The organism is Leclercia sp. G3L (genome assembly GCF_021117075.1).
Classification (GTDB): Bacteria; Pseudomonadota; Gammaproteobacteria; order Enterobacterales; family Enterobacteriaceae; genus Enterobacter; species Enterobacter adecarboxylatus_C.
Genome location: NZ_CP088265.1, coordinates 4,690,959 through 4,707,821, shown reverse-complemented (window position 1 = coordinate 4,707,821; position 16,863 = coordinate 4,690,959). Strand labels below are relative to the sequence as shown.

Below are 16,863 nucleotides of genomic sequence, written 5' to 3'. Positions count from 1 at the left end.
GTGCCCCTTATACGCTTTTTGACAACATTTTTCTGTGTGTGTGGATCGACATCACGATCCCGAACCCGGCCATCAGAACGATCAGGGCCGAGCCTCCGTAACTCACCAGCGGAAGCGGTACGCCTACCACCGGCAGAATACCGCTCACCATACCAATATTTACGAAAACATAAACGAATAAAATCAACATCAAGCCACCGGCCATCACCCGGCCAAAGGTGGTTTGCGCCCGGGCGGCTATCCACAACCCGCGCATGATTAACAGCAGGTACAGCGCAAGCAGGATCAATATCCCGACCAGCCCTAACTCTTCCGCCAGAACCGCGAAGATAAAGTCGGTGTGGCGTTCGGGCAGAAACTCAAGCTGCGACTGGGTGCCGTGCAGCCAGCCCTTGCCGCGCAGGCCACCAGAGCCGATCGCAATCTTCGACTGTATAATATGATAGCCTGCCCCGAGCGGGTCGCTCTCCGGATCGAGCAACATCATCACGCGCTGGCGCTGATAATCGTGCATCAGGAAGAACCACAGGATCGGGATAAAGGCGGCAACCAGTACCACCGCAATGCCGATAAGCCGCCAGCTCAGCCCGGAGAGGAACAGAACAAACAGGCCGGAGAGGGCGATCAGAATTGAGGTGCCGAGATCCGGCTGCGCGGCGACAAGCAGCGTAGGCAGGAAGATCAGCACCAGCGCGATAGCGGTGTTTTTCAACGACGGTGGGCAAACGTCACGGTTTATGAAGCGAGCCACCATCAGGGGAACGGCGATTTTCGCAATCTCTGAGGGCTGAAAACGCACGATACCGAGGTCCAGCCAGCGCTGCGCGCCTTTTGAGATAGCGCCAAACGCATCCACCGCCACCAGCAGAATAATACAAAAAATATAGAGATAGGGCGCCCAGCCCTCGTAGACCCGTGGAGGGATCTGCGCCATCACTACCATCACCACCAGACCCATGGTGATCTGGCCGATTTTGCGTTCCGTCATGCCGAGATCCTGGCCGCTGGCGCTCCAGATGACCAGGGCACTATAGACCAGCAGCGCCAGCAGGATCAGCAGCATGGCCGGGTCGATGTGGATCTTGTCCCACAGCGATTTTTTATTCGGATTATCCGTCACGATTATTGGTCCTCCGCGCCGGCGGCAGCCGGGCTTTCACTCGGCAAGTCAGTGTTGTTATCACCCAGCATGATGTGGTCAAGGATCTGGCGCATGATGGTACCGACCGCCGGGCCTGCACCGCCGTTTTCCAGAATAATCGACACGGCGACCTGCGGGTTATCGTATGGAGCAAACGCAATCATCAGCTTATGGTCACGCAGACGTTCAGCAATTTTATGCGCGTTATAGGTTTCGTTCGCTTTCAGGCCAAAGACCTGCGCGGTACCGGATTTCGCCGCAATTTTATAGGGTGCGCCAGCAAAGTATTTATGCGCCGTACCGTTTGCGCGGTTGGCTACGCCGTACATCCCGTCTTTGGCAATTTCCCAGTAACCGGAGTGGATATCGCCCACCGGCGGCTCGTGCGGCTGCGACCACGGCACTTTTTTACCGTCTTCGACGGTGCTCATCAGCAGGTGCGGCACTTTTACCACCCCATCGTTGATAAGGATCATCAGCGCTTTGCTCATCTGAATCGGCGTTGCGGTCCAGTAGCCCTGGCCGATCCCCACCGGAATGGTGTCACCCTGGTACCAGGGCTTCTTAAAGCGTTTCAGCTTCCATTCGCGGGTGGGCATGTTGCCGGAACGCTCTTCTGACAGGTCGATACCGGTATAGTGACCATAACCAAATTTGCCCATCCACTCGGACAGACGGTCGATACCCATGTCATAGGCGACCTGGTAGAAGAAGGTATCCGCCGACTCCTCCAGCGATTTAGTGACGTTCAGATGGCCGTGACCCCACTTCTTCCAGTCGCGGTAGCGTTTTTCAGAGCCAGGCAACTGCCACCAGCCCGGATCGAAGAGACCGGTATTGCGGGTGATCACCCCGGCGCTCAGCGCGGAGACTGCCACATAAGGCTTAACCGTCGATGCCGGCGGATAGACGCCCTGGGTTGCGCGGTTGATCAGCGGCGTGTTGGGGTCGTTGAGCAGGCCCGAATAATCTTTGCTGGAGATGCCATCCACGAACAGGTTCGGGTCGTAGCTCGGGGTGGAGACCAGCGCCAGAATGCTGCCGGTGCGTGGGTCGGTCACAATCACCGCCGCACGGCTGCCTGCCAGCAGGGTTTCAACATACTGCTGGAGTTTGAGATCCAGGGTCAGATAGATGTCATGCCCGGCCTGCGGCGGCACCTCTTTCAGCTGACGGATAACCCGGCCGCGGTTGTTAACTTCAACCTCTTCGTACCCGGTCTGACCGTGGAGTATATCTTCGTAATAGCGCTCAATGCCCAGCTTGCCAATATCATGCGTCGCCGCGTAGTTGGCGAGCTTGCCGTCTTTGTCCAGCCTGTCGACGTCTTTATCGTTGATTTTTGAGACGTAGCCGATGACGTGCGTCAGGGCAGAGCCGTACGGGTAGAAGCGGCGCTTGTAGCCTTTGACTTCCACACCGGGAAAGCGGTACTGGTTTACGGCGAAACGGGCCACCTGTACTTCGGTGAGGTTGGTTTTAACCGGGATCGACGTAAAGCGATGCGAGCGGGAGCGCTCTTTTTTGAAGGTGGCAATATCGTCGTCATTCAGATCGACCACGCTGCGTAGCGCTTCGAGCGTATCCTGCACGTTATCGACCTTTTCCGGCATCATTTCAATCTGATAGATCGTGCGGTTCAGCGCCAGTGGCGTACCGTTGCGATCGTAGATAATGCCGCGGCTTGGGGCGATGGGGACGAGTTTGATGCGGTTTTCGTTGGAGCGGGTCTGGTAATCGGTAAAACGGACAATCTGCAGATTATAGAGGTTGGCGATCAGTACGCTAGTCAGCAGCAAAATCCCCAAAAAGGCGACGAGCGCCCGGCGCACAAACAGCGCGGACTCAGCCGTATAGTCGCGAAAAGAATTCTGTAGTTTCATCCGCTGCTTAATTTATCCAGGACGTCATCATTACTCACGGTGATAAGGATGGTTAGTCGTGATGCTCCACGCGCGATAGAGACTTTCAGCAACCAACACCCGAACCAGCGGGTGGGGGAGCGTCAGCGCGGAGAGAGACCAACTCTGTTCTGCTGCCGCTTTGCAGGCGGGAGATAACCCCTCCGGACCGCCGATTAACAGGCTGACGTCGCGACCGTCCTGCTTCCAGCGCTCCAGTTCATGCGCCAGCTGCGGTGTATCCCAGGGCTTGCCCGGAATATCGAGCGTGACGATGCGGTTTTTGCCTGCGGCAGCCAGCATCAGTTCACCCTCTTTATCGAGAATGCGTTTGATATCTGCGTTTTTGCCGCGTTTACCGGCGGGGATCTCCACCAGCTCAAACGGCATGTCTTTCGGAAAACGACGCAGATATTCAGTAAACCCCGTTTGTACCCAGTCAGGCATTTTTGTGCCGACGGCTACCAGTTGCAGCTTCACGCATTAACCCCAGAGTTTTTCCAGCTCATACAGGCGACGGCTCTCTTCCTGCATGACGTGGACAATCACATCGCCAAGGTCAACGACGACCCAGTCAGCGGTCGCTTCGCCTTCTACGCCCAGCGGCAGCATACCGGCAGCGCGGGATTCCTGAACCACATGGTCAGCGATGGACGCAACGTGGCGAGTGGAGGTACCGGTGCAGATAATCATGCAATCGGTGATACTTGATTTGCCCTGAACGTCGATGGCGATGATGTCCTGACCTTTCAGGTCATCAATTTTGTCGATAACAAAATCCTGGAGTGCTTTACCCTGCAAGTTTTCCCCCTGGGAGAGTGAGATTGAATAACTGTAAATTCGTAGCCAGACAGTATACCTGAACTGGCCGCAGTGTCGGGACAAATGTCACCGGACGGGCCTGCGAAGGCGGGTATCATCCCACCCTATGCCGGAGATTGCATCGCCATTTTTGTAAAACAGTTTTTGTAAAACAGTGCTGGCGGGAAGTCTGGCAGCGGAGGATATCAGCCTGGACGGGGGTGTCAATGGCGAGAGCGCGAATGGCGCGCTTTTTCTCCCGCCGCCCGGTCAGTTGCTGCTTTTCTGATACAGACCTTGCTGTTGAATGTAACGCAGCACCGCAGCGGGCAACATCTCATCGCAGGGGAGCCCCTGCTGCAGACGCTGGCGGATCAGCGTGGCCGAAATATCAAACCACGGCGTTTCCGCCAGGTAAATTTTACCGCCCGGCAGGCTATGCAGATCCTCAACCTGGTGCGTCAGGTGCTGCTCCAGCCACTGCTGATGCTGCTCCTCTTTCATCGTGAGGGAATAGCCCGGGCGACGACAGACGATCAGATGGCTGTTATCGAGGATCGTCTGATATTGATACCAGCCCGGGAAGTTAAGCAGCGAGTCCTGGCCGATGATAAATGTCAGGGGGGTCTCCGGCCCCTGTTCGGCGCGCCACGCCTGCAGCGTTTCGGCGGTATACGACGGGGTGTCCCGGCGCAGCTCGCGTTCATCAAGGCGAAACAGCGGCTTATCGGCAATCGCCAATGCCAGCATCTCTTTACGCTGTGCAGGGCTGGCCTCGGGCTGCGGGCGGTGCGGCGGCACGTTGTTCGGCATAATAGTGACGCATTGCAGGCCAATCTGGTTCGCCAGAATCTCGACCGGTTTTAGATGCCCGTAGTGGATCGGGTCAAAGGTGCCGCCAAACAGGGCTTGTAGAGAGTGCATCTTTTACCCCTCTATAAAAATATCGGCCAGCGCCTTGTGGCACAGCAACAGCGAAAGACTTTCCAGCTCTGACCAGATCGACTGACCGTAATCCTGCTTCAGGGTCAGCTCGGTACGCGTCAGCAGCTGAACGGCCTGGCGCAGCTGTTCCGGACTCAGGCGATTCAGGGCCTCGGTGGTCATACCGCGACGGTTCTGCCAGACCCGGTGTTTATCAAACAGCGCACGCAGAGGAGTATGCGCTGACTGACGTTTCAGGGTCAGCAGCAGCAGCAGTTCACGCTGCAGGGTTCTCAGGAGGATCACCGGCTCACTGCCTTCAAGACGCAGCTGTTGCAGAATATGCAGGGCGCGCTTGCTCTTCGCAGAAAGTAGGGCATCGACCCAGTGGAAAGGGGTGAAGTGGGCCGCGTCGTTAACCGCCTGCTCGACGCGCGGCAGGGTCAGTTTGCCATCCGGCCAGAGCAGAGACAGACGCTCAAGGGCCTGGGCAAGGGCCAGCAGATTACCTTCGTAGCAGTAACAGAGCAGCTGGTTGGCAGCATCATCCAGCTCCAGATTGCGCTGTTTAGCCCGGGCCGCGACCCATTTGGGCAGGTGCGCTTGTTCCGGGGTCTGACAGGTCACCAGCACCGAATGGTTTGCCAGCGCCGTAAACCAGGCGGCATTCTCCTGGGCTTTGGTCAGCTTGTTGCCGCGAACAATCAGCAGAAGATCGCCGTGCAGCAGGCTCACCAGCGTGGCCAGCTGTTCGTTGATAGCGGCATTGGGGCCGTTTTCAGGTAACTGAATAAGCAGGGTTTGCCGGGCGGCAAACAGACTCATTGCCTGGCAGAGGGAGAAAATCTCCTGCCAGTCGGTGCTGTTATCCAGAGTGAAACTGTGGTGCTCGTCAAAGCCCTGGGTTGCCGCAAGCTGACGTACGGCGTCCTGGCTTTCCTGCAATAGCAGCGGATCGTTTCCGAGAAGCAGATACGCCGCGCGCAGCCCTTCATTGAGCTGCGCGCGGAGTTGTTCAGGGTACAACCTGAGCATTACTGACCCAGCGTCGTGGAGACGCGAGGTGAGGATGCCGTTGGCTGAGCACCAGGCTGAGCTTTAAGGTCATTCTCTTTTTCAGCGGTATGGACGCTCGGCAGCTTACGGATCAGCTGCTCCGCTGCCTTGTCATACATTTCGTTAATGATAATGCTCTGCTCAGCATCTTTCGCCAGCGCAGTCTGCGGGTTATCGAAGAACGAACGGTAGACCTTGGTGCTGATAGGGTAAATATCGCTACCCGGGATCAGAACCGCGGCGTGGACTTCCATCACCATCTGGTATTCCGCAGTACGACCATCCTGGAAGATGGAGGCGGTATCCTGGCTCAGGGTCGAGCTTAATACGCGGAATGACGGTATATCCTGGCGCAGCGTTCCTTTTTCGATCAGGTCAACGCCGTTAAGACGCAGCTGGTTACGAATGGCACGGCTCAGCGGACCATTTGGATCGCCCGAATCGAAAATCATCGTTTTCATCTGTTCCGGCACCTGTGTGGTATTGCGCAGGTGCCAGCCACAGCCGGCGGTGACCAACACCGCCAGCGATAACAGTAATGTTGCCAGTTGTCGCACGCTTCCTCCCGCGCTTAGCCAACGACCAGGTTCAGCAGTTTACCGGGCACGTAGATCACTTTACGTACGGTAACGCCATCGAGATACTTCGCCACCAGATGTTCCTGGCCAGCACGCTCGCGGACCTGCTCTTCGGTTGCATCAACCGGAACAGTGATTTTACCGCGAACTTTGCCGTTGACCTGAACGACGACCAGGGTGGTGTTTTCCACCATTGCGGATTCATCCGCCACCGGCCACGGTGCATTGTCGATATCGCCTTCGCCATTCAGCTCCTGCCACAGGGTAAAGCTGGCGTGAGGGGTGAACGGGTTCAGCATACGGACAACCGCCAGCAGCGCTTCACGCATTAAGGCACGATCCTGCTCGCCTTCCTGCGGGGCTTTCGCCAGCTTGTTCATCAATTCCATAATAGCCGCAATTGCGGTATTGAAGGTCTGACGGCGACCAATATCATCGGTCACTTTAGCAATAGTTTTATGAACATCACGGCGTAGCGCCTGCTGATCTTCAGTCAGTGCTGCGGTATCCAGTGCCGGTGCTTCGCCCTGAGAAGTGTGCTCGTAAACCAGCTTCCAGACACGCTTCAGGAAGCGGTTAGCGCCCTCAACGCCGGACTCCTGCCACTCGAGAGTCATGTCTGCCGGGGAGGCAAACATCATGAACAGACGCACGGTATCGGCACCGTAACGCTCAACCATCACCTGCGGGTCAATGCCGTTGTTTTTGGACTTCGACATTTTGCTCATGCCGGTATACACCAGCTCGTGACCCGCGGCATCTTTCGCCTTAACGATACGGCCTTTCTCGTCGCGCTCAACGATGGCATCAACCGGGGAGACCCAGTTACGCTCGCCGTTCACGCCCACGTAGTAGAACGCATCCGCCAGCACCATACCCTGACACAGCAGCTGTTTGGCTGGCTCGTCAGAGTTCACCAGGCCCGCATCGCGCATCAGCTTGTGGAAGAAGCGGAAGTAGAGCAGGTGCATGATGGCGTGTTCGATCCCGCCGATGTAGATGTCGACCGGCAGCCAGTAGTTTGCTGCATCGGAATCCAGCATGCCTTCCTGATACTGCGGACAGGTATAGCGCGCGTAGTACCAGGAGGACTCCATAAAGGTGTCGAAGGTGTCGGTTTCACGCAGCGCAGGCATGCCGTTCACGGTGGTCTTCGCCCACTCAGGATCGGCTTTGATCGGGCTGGTGATGCCGTCCATAACCACGTCTTCCGGCAGGATCACCGGGAGCTGATCTTCCGGGGTTGGCAGGACGGTGCCATCTTCCAGGGTGACCATCGGGATTGGCGCGCCCCAGTAACGCTGACGGGAAACACCCCAGTCGCGCAGACGGTAGTTAACTTTACGCTCGCCAACGCCCAGTGCGGCCAGTTTGTCAGCAATAGCGTTAAAGCCCGCTTCGAAGCTCAGGCCGCTGAATTCGCCAGAGTTGAACAGGGTGCCTTTTTCGGTCAGCGCCTGTTCGGACAGGTCCGGCTCAGAGCCGTCTGCCGCGAGGATAACCGGTTTGATCGCCAGGCTGTATTTGGTGGCAAATTCGTAGTCGCGCTGATCGTGACCCGGAACGGCCATCACAGCGCCCGTACCGTACTCCATCAGTACGAAGTTGGCTGCCCAGACCGGGATCGCTTCGCCGGTCAGCGGGTGCGTGGCGTAGAAACCGGTAGCAACGCCTTTCTTCTCCATGGTCGCCATATCGGCTTCGGCCACTTTGGTGTTGCGGCATTCGTCGATGAAGGCAGCCAGTTCCGGATTGTTCTCTGCCGCTTTCTGCGCCAGCGGGTGACCTGCGGCCACGGCCAGATAGGTCGCACCCATAAAGGTGTCCGGGCGGGTGGTGTAAACGGTCAGTTTCTGATCGTAGTTCTCAACGTTGAAGGTGATTTCCACCCCTTCAGAACGGCCGATCCAGTTGCGCTGCATAGTTTTCACGGTATCTGGCCAGTGATCCAGATTATCCAGATCGTTCAGCAGTTCGTCAGCGTAAGCGGTGATTTTGATAAACCACTGCGGGATCTCTTTACGCTCAACCTTGGTGTCGCAGCGCCAGCAGCAGCCGTCGATAACCTGTTCGTTCGCGAGAACGGTCTGATCGTTCGGGCACCAGTTAACGGCGGAGGTCTTCTTGTAGACCAGCCCTTTTTTGTACAGTTCGGTGAAGAACTTCTGCTCCCAGCGGTAGTATTCCGGGGTGCAGGTCGCCAGCTCGCGGCTCCAGTCATAGCCAAAGCCCAGCATCTTGAGCTGGTTTTTCATGTAGGCGATGTTGTCGTAGGTCCATGGCGCCGGTGCGGTGTTGTTTTTTACCGCAGCGCCTTCAGCTGGCAGGCCGAACGCATCCCAGCCGATCGGCTGCAGGACGTTTTTACCCAGCATGCGCTGATAGCGGGCGATCACATCACCGATGGTGTAGTTACGCACGTGGCCCATGTGTAGTCGGCCAGAAGGATAGGGAAGCATCGACAGGCAGTAATACTTCTCTTTGCTCTCGTCTTCGGTGACTTCAAAAGTGCGCTTCTCGTCCCAGTGTTGCTGGACTTTCGATTCTATCTCTTCCGGGCGGTATTGCTCTTGCATGGCAGCCAGTGGTCCTGTGTTCAATACAGCTACAAACGTAGCCAATGGATGTGGTAATTCAGATCCGCATAGCATAGCCCAAACGCCCGCGTCAAAACAGCCTTTACCTCAAAAGCGCCTTGCAGGAATTTACGCAGAGTGTGGATGACCTGACAAAGCGGGGCGCAAATAAGGTCTATCATTAGAGAGAGTTACTTACCCAGGAGGCAAATGATGAACAAGGTTGCTCAATTTTACCGTGAACTGGTCGCCACATTAACCGAACGTCTGCGTAATGGTGAGCGTGATATTGATGCGCTCGTCGAGCAGGCGCGCCTGAGGGTGACGCAGACGGGTGAGTTAACACGTACTGAAGTGGAAGAGGTGACCCGGGCGGTGCGCCGCGATCTGGAAGAGTTCGCCCGCAGCTACGAAGAGAGTCAGGATGAGGTCGCCGACAGCGTCTTTATGCGGGTGATTAAAGAGAGTCTGTGGCAGGAGCTGGCGGATATCACCGATAAAACGCAGCTGGAGTGGCGCGAGGTATTCCAGGATCTCAATCATCATGGGGTGTATCACAGTGGAGAAGTGGTTGGGCTGGGTAATCTGGTTTGCGAGAATTGCCATTTTCATCTGGCGATCTATACGCCGGATGTCCTGCCGGCCTGCCCGAAGTGCGGGCACGATCAGTTCCAGCGTCGCCCCTTTGAGCCCTGAAATAACGCTGGCGTAACTGCCGCCAGCGTTATCTGAACCGGCACGGTGAATGCGCTGGGCCGGTTTCTGCTGCGCGCTATTTAGTATTAATTTCAGTCGCTTTAAAGGCCTGTGAGCCGCCCATATTGTTGGCGTATTTCTGCTTAGAGTTCAGAACCAACTTATTGGCGGACAGGCTGCCAGCTCCACAGGTTTTTAAGTTGAGGAAACCACATTTGTAACCTCCATTTACTACCTGCGTCGCGTCCAGCGTCATCGTCTGGGCCGCTTTCATGGTGCCCTGGTTAGTAATCTTGCCCTGGTTTTGCGTGTTGATGGTCAGGTCGCCCTTTGATTCAAGCAGCCCGGTGTTGAGCAGGTCTTTCTGGGTCAGAATATTCAACGTTCCGCCGATGATATTACCGGTATTGGTGGTGACATAGTTATCGAAGTTCATGTCGGCACTATTTCCACGAATGCTGCCACCATTGCTCAGCCAGTGGCTATGAGCGGTTAAGGACTTACCCACTTCCAGCATGCTTCCATAGTCTGTAATCAGGCTGCCGTTGGTGGCCAGTGCGATATCGTTACCAGAGATGATACCGGCGTTAGTAATTTCACCTGACGTCAGACTGCCATTTTTCGCCGCCTGAACTTGTGCTGTGGTGTAACCATAAATATCGCCGGTGACTTTAAGCGTGTCGCCGCCGAAACTGACGGACGTATTTTGCGCACGCAGAGAACCGCCGTGGTCGACATTGCCAAGTACGTTGACCGAGGCCTGGTTATCCGAACCTAACCACGAGCCATAAGCGGTAGTCAGATTGCCGCCGGTGTTCACTGCCAGGGACTGGGCTGCATGGATTGTCCCTTTATTTTCCATGTTACCGGAGGCAGAAACGGCCATTGACCCGGTGTTGCTGATCTCGCCAGTGTTAACAAGATTGCTCAGGGTATTGAGCATGGCGATGTTTTTGGTGGAAATGGTGCCTGAATTATTCAGTTCCCCAGCGGAAACCATCTGGGTAACGAAACCTTTGCCAACGATTTGGCCTTCGTTAATCAGGGAGCCATTGCTGCTCATCGCGAGGGTAGAATTGGCGATAATCGCACCTTTATTGCGTACGCCAAAGCCCAGATTATTGCCGATCATGGTGATGCTGTTTGCTTTCACTCCACCCAGCATGCTGATATCGATGCTGTACTCCGGCATCAGAAGGTGCTTCAGGCTGGCCGATTTTTGGTGAGAGGTCAGTTTTCCTGTGCTGTTGTCAAAAGTAAAATTACCCCCGCCAATAATGGCGTTGGCGGCAGTGATGGTACCGTTGATATTGATGGCATCGGCCAGAATCACCGCATAGTTATTCGCCGCGTCCATTCCATCCTTACCGATGGTAATGTTGCCGCCAGTCACGTCATAGCTGCTGATGGCGCCGGTATCGCTAAAGTTCACTTTGCCGGTCGTCAGAACGGCTTTGTTGGTGTTGATGAAGCTGCAGCCTGAGCAGGTGATACCGTTTGGGTTAGCGATAACCACATCGGCTTTTTGCCCACCGACTTCAATAAAGCCCTGCAATGAACTGGATTTGTTGGAGATGACTTCATTTAAGATCACTGACGCACTGCCGTTGGTCAGGTTGTTATTTTTAGCGATATTGCCCAACGTATTATGGGTATAATTACTGCCATTGTTGTTGAGTATCATCCCCTTGCTGCCAACATTAAATTCGCGATACATATTATGCGATACCCCGGCAGCGTTTGGCGCCTCAATATCGATAATTTGCGTACCCGTCTGGTGAGTATAAATCGTGGGATCGGCATAGACAAATGAAGACGTTAACGCGGTTGCAAATGCAACATAAGAAAGTTTGAATTTAAACATTAATTTAGTCCTTTAAATAATACGAATCTGTAACGGTATTGAAAGAAGTTGAATGATTTGATTAGTGTTAATACCTCCACTGCAATGAAAAGCCCATATTGAATGCCTGCGAATGAAACGCATCTGGTTTTATTACTGGTGTACCGATGAAAATATCATATTGCGTTGAGAATTTTTCTCCACGCAATCCTGCAACGGCCCCGGATAATACTTTTCCCTGATTATATTGTTCACTTCCCGTCAGCCTGCCAATGTCCAGACCGGTATAAAATTGTTGACTGGTCGACGGAATATCCCAGATGAAATCGTTACGCCAGTACCAGCCCTGGTTACCGGACAATGTCCTTTCGCCATCGAAGCCACGTATGGTCCAGCGGTTGCCAATATTCATTTTATTATCCGTAGATAACAGGTCCGGACTGAACTGCGCACTGATTTGTGGAGCATAGGTAAATGAATCACCCGTCGCCGCAAATTTCATATAAGCCTGGAGTTCGGCATGCAGCACACGCGCTTGCTTATCATACAAGCCCGCTTTTTCTTCTGGAGTGGCTGAGGAGCTTAGCCAGGGCAATCTGTTTTGCATGCCCACCGAGGCCTCAACGACTTTATTGGCAAAGTAGCGCTGGTGGCGAAGCGTGACATCCCAGGCCGGGTTTTGCTTGCGCATAACGCGAAGTTCGCTGCCGCCAAAATAGTAACGTGAACGATTTTTGAAAATTTTCGCATCGAGGCTGGTTTTCTGCGTGCGGGTGTGTGAAAGCAGGCGCGTCACGGTCGCGCTGTAGTAGCGATTTTTACTCTCATAATCCGTTGTAGACCACCGTCCCCGAAACTGCTGAAGATACTCGCTCTGCGCAGCGTACAGGCTCAGATTCCAGTAGCCAAAGGGGATGGAGTAATAAATACTGCTATTTTTATTACCTTCATTGTGCTGGTTGAACTCAACGTCGCCGCCGCCCGCAACGTACAGAATGTCATTGAGCGACGCCATGTCATACAGGTAGAGCGCACCGCCGCCCAGATAACGCCCACTGGACCGGCTGCCCGCATCATTCAGCCATGCGCTAACCTGCCAGGGCTTTCCCATTTTTCGGGTCAGACGGATGTCTGTTTCGCTGAAGTTTTGCCCGGGTACCAGTTGCATATGGGCAGAGGATCCCGGGAGACGTTGCAGGTTTGCCATTCCCTGTTCGAGGTCGGGCAGGCGCAGAATATCGTCGCGGGAAAAGGGCAGCGAATTCCACAATGTGGTTCTTGTCACCGGTTCATCGGCGGAATAGGCGATGTGACCAATTTTTCCATAGGTCAGGGTCAGCCGTAATATGCCATTATCCAGGGACTGAGAGGGAACATCAATGAGCGAGGTAATATACCCTTTGGCAATTAATTCATTTTGCATCGTGCGGGCCAGTAAACGGATCCCTTCAATCCCAAGACATTTTGATTTCGCCTGAAAGATTATTTTTTCAGCAGCCGCTGAGTCAGTTCATTATTCTCTGACTCAACGTTAATTTCGTTGATGAATTTACAGTTATTCTCTTCGGGAAAAATTATTTTCTCCTCTGCGGAATTAATCTGAGAGGGCTGATATTGTTGTTGCTGGGGAGTAAGCGAGGCTTCACGAGCCCGATCCTGTTCAGCCTGGTTGCTAACAGGATGCGCCGTGCTGGCATTAGCATTATGACAAAGCGTAATAAAAATAATACAACCGGCAATCAAGCCGCTGTTACTGATTGACATGAAGCAATATCCATTTTGTTTCATTGGGCAGGTTATCATCTCTGCTTCTGAACATATGAATATCCTTCTCAAAATGTAAACAGATGCAGCGCCGCCACATTAACGCGACAGCGTTAATTTGAACAATAAAAACTATCTTAAGAATAAGTAAATAGCCCGGGCAAACTTGACGGAGAAGAACCAGGGGGGATAGGGTGAAAGGTTAACGAAAAGCAGTTTCTTAAGCCAGGCTCATATTCTCATTTAAAGATGAATTTGTATCTCAATTCGTGGATATCTGACTTTGACCGATGCGTTTTTCTTCAGTTGGAACACGCCCCTGCATTCAGGGGCGTGGGGGCTAGCTGTAAAATTTCAATCGCTCAGCCAGTAAATCAACAAAGGCTTCACGATCGATATCCGTCATGACCGTCGTATTCGGCGTATTGCCGGTCAGGAAATAATAATCGACCACCGTCATTCCCTGGGTATATTTTCCCTGCGTCTCAATGCCGACCCAGCGATCCACCGTGGTGAAGATCGCCGGTTTCAGCAGCCAGGCGATGGTGCAGGGATCGTGCAGCGGCGCGCCCTGGAAGCCCCACTTCTCGGTTTTGTGGTACTCCATAAAGAAGTCAAGCAGCTCCGCGACCGTGGCCGCCACCGGGTTGCCGATCCGCCGAAAACGCTCGATATCTTCCGCCATAATTTGCGCCCGATGGGTCACGTCCAGACCGGCCATCACCACCGGAATGCCGGACTGGAAGACGATTTCAGCCGCTTCAGGATCGACAAAGATGTTGAATTCAGCCGCGGGTGTCCAGTTACCCAGCCCCATGGCACCGCCCATGATCACAATCCGGGCGATTTTAGCATGCAGCTCCGGGTGGCTATTCAGCAGCAGGGCGACGTTAGTTTGTGGGCCGGTAGCCACCAGCGTTACCGCTTCGGGGCTTTCGCGCAGTACTTTTGCCATCAGCTCTACGGCAGTGCAATCCAGCGGGGCAAAGCCCGGCTCGGGCAGGGCGGGGCCGTCAAGGCCGCTTTCCCCGTGGACGTTATCGGCAATAATCAGGTCGCGCATCAGGGGCTTAATTGCCCCGCCAGCCACCGGAATATCGCTGCGTTTCAGCAGGGTCAGCATCCGCAGCGTGTTGCGCAGGGTTTTGTCCGGGGTCTGGTTTCCGGCAGAAGAGGTTACCGCTCTGAGTTCCAGTTCGGGTGAGGCAAGGGCCAGGACGAGTGCGATCGCGTCATCATGACCCGGGTCGCAATCAAGAATAATCGGTAGTGCCATAGCGTTCTCCGTTCACAGCATATGTGTGACAAGGTTAACGCTGTCATTGCTAATCGACGAGAAGAAGGGGTGTGAAACGTGAACAGGTGCGCAATCTGAGCGATTGCGCACCGGGGAGATTAATGCAGGATTTTGGCGAGGAAGTCTTTGGCGCGTTCGGATTGCGGGTTATTAAAGAACTCTTCTTTTGCAGAGTCCTCCACGATTTTACCCTCATCCATAAAGATCACGCGGTTTGCGACTTTACGCGCAAAGCCCATTTCGTGAGTGACCACCATCATGGTCATACCTTCCTGCGCCAGTTGAACCATAACATCCAGCACTTCATTGATCATCTCCGGGTCAAGTGCGGAGGTTGGCTCATCAAAAAGCATCGCTACCGGGTCCATACAGAGCGCACGGGCAATCGCCACACGCTGCTGCTGACCACCGGAGAGCTGCGCCGGGAACTTATCGGCATGGGCGGAGAGGCCCACGCGCTCCAGCAGTTTCAGCCCCTTCTCGCGTGCGGCCGCCTTATCGCGCTTGAGGACCTTCACCTGCGCCAGGGTCAGGTTCTCAATGATTGACAGATGCGGAAAGAGTTCGAAATGCTGGAACACCATCCCGACGTTAGAACGCAGCTTCGCCAGGTTGGTTTTCTTGTCATTTACTTTGGTGCCGTTGACGATAATCTCGCCCTGCTGCACTGGCTCGAGGCCGTTCACGGTTTTGATAAGCGTGGATTTTCCCGAGCCGGACGGCCCGCAAACTACCACTACCTCACCTTTTTTCACTTCCGTAGAGCAGTCGGTCAGCACCTGAAAGTGCCCATACCATTTAGAAACATTTTTCAGGGAAATCATTACACTGTCCTTTTCTTCAGCCAGCTGACCAACAGCGACGCGCTTAAACTAATTGCAAAATAGACCGCACCTGCGAAGAGGATCATCTCAACCTGAGTCCCATCGCGCTCGCCGATGGTGGAGGCGGTGCGGAAGAAGTCTGCCAGGCTCAACACATAAACCAGAGAGGTATCCTGGAACAGCACGATACCCTGGGTCAGCAGCAGCGGAACCATGGCGCGGAACGCCTGCGGCAGAATGATAAGCTTCATCGACTGCCAGTGGGTCATGCCTAACGCCAGGGCAGCGCTGGACTGCCCGCGGGAGATACTCTGGATCCCGGCGCGGATAATCTCTGAATAGTACGCCGCCTCAAACATCGAGAAGGCCACCATCGCCGAGATCAGGCGGATATCGGACTTCGGCGACAGACCAAGCACATCCTGCAGCAGGCCCGGTACGATCAGGTAGAACCACAGCAGCACCATTACCAGCGGGATGGAGCGAAACACGTTGACGTAGGCAGTAGCAAACCAGGCGACAGGCTTAAAACTCGACAGGCGCATCACCGCCAGCAGGGTGCCCCAGACTATCCCGATAATGACCGCCGTCAGGGTGATCTTCAGGGTGATGATCAGACCATCAATCAGGTAGGGCAGGGAAGGAACAATGGAACTCCAGTCAAATTCGTACATTATTTGCCCCCCAGATTGCCCGGCAGGCGAACTTTACGTTCGACCAGGTTCATCACCAGCATAATCACAGCGTTAATCAGCACGTAGGCCAGGGTAATGGCGGTGAAGGATTCCCACGCGTGGGCGGAGTAATCCAGCAGTTTGCCCGCCTGCGCGGCCATATCAACCAGACCGATGGTGGAGGCGATGGCCGAGTTTTTCACCAGGTTCATCATCTCCGAGGTCATCGGCGGCACAATCACGCGATAGGCATTCGGCAGCAGCACATAGCGGTAGGCCTGGGGTAAGGTCAGACCCATCGCCAGGGCAGCATTTTTCTGTCCGCGGGGCAGGGACTGGATCGCGGCGCGCACCTGCTCGCACACGCGGGCGGCAGTGAACAGACCCAGGCATAGCATGGAAGAGACAAAGAACTGAACGTTAGGATCCAGTTCAGATTTGAACCACATGCCAATATCTTCCGGCAGCAGTTCCGGGATAACCAGATACCAGGTAAAGAACTGCACGATTAACGGAACGTTACGGAACAGTTCGACGTAGCAGGTTCCCAGCGAGGAGAGAAAACGGTTAGGCACGGTACGTAAAATACCGAACAGCGAGCCGACGAGGAAGGCGATGATCCAGGCGGTGATCGACAGTGCGACCGTGACCTGAAAACCGCTCCACAGCCAGCCAAGATAGGTGGTGTTGCCGAACGGGGCTTGCTGCAGGAAAATGCCCCAGTTCCAGTCGATTGACATAATAAACTCCAGAAAAAAAAGGGTAGCAGCGCTACCCTCGAAGATTGG

Annotated in this window: 14 protein-coding genes and 1 pseudogene; 1 reads left to right on the top strand and 14 read right to left on the bottom strand. The window is 54.6% G+C overall.

Annotation, left to right across the window (positions count from 1 at the left end; translation table 11 throughout):
* Nucleotides 1-7: 7 nt before the first annotated feature.
* From mrdB to leuS, 8 genes are all read right to left on the bottom strand, one after another.
* Nucleotides 8-1,120: a peptidoglycan glycosyltransferase MrdB gene (mrdB, locus tag LRS40_RS24070; RefSeq protein ID WP_032617027.1), complete on the bottom strand. Its 1,113-nt coding sequence runs from the start codon at nucleotides 1,118-1,120 to the stop codon at nucleotides 8-10.
* 2 nt (nucleotides 1,121-1,122) lie between these two features.
* Nucleotides 1,123-3,024 (bottom strand): peptidoglycan DD-transpeptidase MrdA, encoded by a 1,902-nt coding sequence (gene mrdA / locus LRS40_RS24065; RefSeq protein WP_231312872.1) that lies wholly within the window; start codon nucleotides 3,022-3,024, stop codon nucleotides 1,123-1,125.
* A gap of 30 nt (nucleotides 3,025-3,054) precedes the next feature.
* Nucleotides 3,055-3,522, bottom strand: coding sequence for a 23S rRNA (pseudouridine(1915)-N(3))-methyltransferase RlmH (gene rlmH / locus LRS40_RS24060; protein ID WP_003858701.1), 468 nt, complete (start codon nucleotides 3,520-3,522; stop codon nucleotides 3,055-3,057).
* A gap of 3 nt (nucleotides 3,523-3,525) precedes the next feature.
* On the bottom strand, nucleotides 3,526-3,843 hold the full coding sequence (rsfS, locus tag LRS40_RS24055) for a ribosome silencing factor (RefSeq protein WP_032617029.1): 318 nt from the start codon (nucleotides 3,841-3,843) through the stop codon (nucleotides 3,526-3,528).
* Nucleotides 3,844-4,113: 270 nt separating this feature from the next.
* Nucleotides 4,114-4,767 (bottom strand): nicotinate-nucleotide adenylyltransferase, encoded by a 654-nt coding sequence (gene nadD / locus LRS40_RS24050; protein WP_231312871.1) that lies wholly within the window; start codon nucleotides 4,765-4,767, stop codon nucleotides 4,114-4,116.
* A gap of 3 nt (nucleotides 4,768-4,770) precedes the next feature.
* Nucleotides 4,771-5,802 carry a DNA polymerase III subunit delta gene (gene holA, locus LRS40_RS24045; protein ID WP_156263200.1) on the bottom strand — a complete coding sequence of 344 codons (1,032 nt, stop codon included), beginning with the start codon at nucleotides 5,800-5,802 and terminating at the stop codon, nucleotides 4,771-4,773.
* A complete protein-coding gene (lptE, locus tag LRS40_RS24040) occupies nucleotides 5,802-6,380 on the bottom strand; it encodes an LPS assembly lipoprotein LptE (protein ID WP_156263201.1) in 579 nt (192 codons plus the stop codon). Before lptE ends, holA begins: the two co-directional genes overlap by 1 nt.
* A gap of 14 nt (nucleotides 6,381-6,394) precedes the next feature.
* The gene (gene leuS, locus LRS40_RS24035) at nucleotides 6,395-8,977 is read right to left on the bottom strand and encodes a leucine--tRNA ligase (protein WP_231312870.1); all 2,583 of its coding nucleotides are present in this window, start codon (nucleotides 8,975-8,977) and stop codon (nucleotides 6,395-6,397) included.
* A gap of 213 nt (nucleotides 8,978-9,190) precedes the next feature.
* Between leuS and LRS40_RS24030 the strand changes: the two genes are divergently transcribed.
* Nucleotides 9,191-9,673 (top strand): zinc ribbon-containing protein, encoded by a 483-nt coding sequence (locus LRS40_RS24030; RefSeq protein WP_142488675.1) that lies wholly within the window; start codon nucleotides 9,191-9,193, stop codon nucleotides 9,671-9,673.
* Between the two features lie 76 nt (nucleotides 9,674-9,749).
* Here LRS40_RS24030 and LRS40_RS24025 read toward each other — a convergent pair whose 3' ends face one another.
* From LRS40_RS24025 to gltJ, 6 genes and pseudogenes are all read right to left on the bottom strand, one after another.
* Nucleotides 9,750-11,537, bottom strand: coding sequence for a filamentous hemagglutinin N-terminal domain-containing protein (locus tag LRS40_RS24025; protein ID WP_231312869.1), 1,788 nt, complete (start codon nucleotides 11,535-11,537; stop codon nucleotides 9,750-9,752).
* Nucleotides 11,538-11,604: 67 nt separating this feature from the next.
* A pseudogene (locus LRS40_RS24020) lies at nucleotides 11,605-13,280 on the bottom strand (ShlB/FhaC/HecB family hemolysin secretion/activation protein).
* Between the two features lie 340 nt (nucleotides 13,281-13,620).
* A complete protein-coding gene (gene rihA, locus LRS40_RS24015; protein WP_142488678.1) occupies nucleotides 13,621-14,556 on the bottom strand; it encodes a pyrimidine-specific ribonucleoside hydrolase RihA in 936 nt (311 codons plus the stop codon).
* Nucleotides 14,557-14,675: 119 nt separating this feature from the next.
* Entirely contained in the window at nucleotides 14,676-15,401 is a 726-nt protein-coding gene (locus tag LRS40_RS24010) for an amino acid ABC transporter ATP-binding protein (RefSeq protein ID WP_103823591.1), read from the bottom strand.
* Entirely contained in the window at nucleotides 15,401-16,075 is a 675-nt protein-coding gene (gltK, locus tag LRS40_RS24005) for a glutamate/aspartate ABC transporter permease GltK (protein ID WP_142488679.1), read from the bottom strand. The genes LRS40_RS24010 and gltK overlap by 1 nt, the downstream gene beginning before the upstream one ends.
* Nucleotides 16,075-16,815 carry a glutamate/aspartate ABC transporter permease GltJ gene (gltJ, locus tag LRS40_RS24000; RefSeq protein ID WP_142488680.1) on the bottom strand — a complete coding sequence of 247 codons (741 nt, stop codon included), beginning with the start codon at nucleotides 16,813-16,815 and terminating at the stop codon, nucleotides 16,075-16,077. Before gltJ ends, gltK begins: the two co-directional genes overlap by 1 nt.
* Nucleotides 16,816-16,863 lie beyond the last annotated feature (48 nt).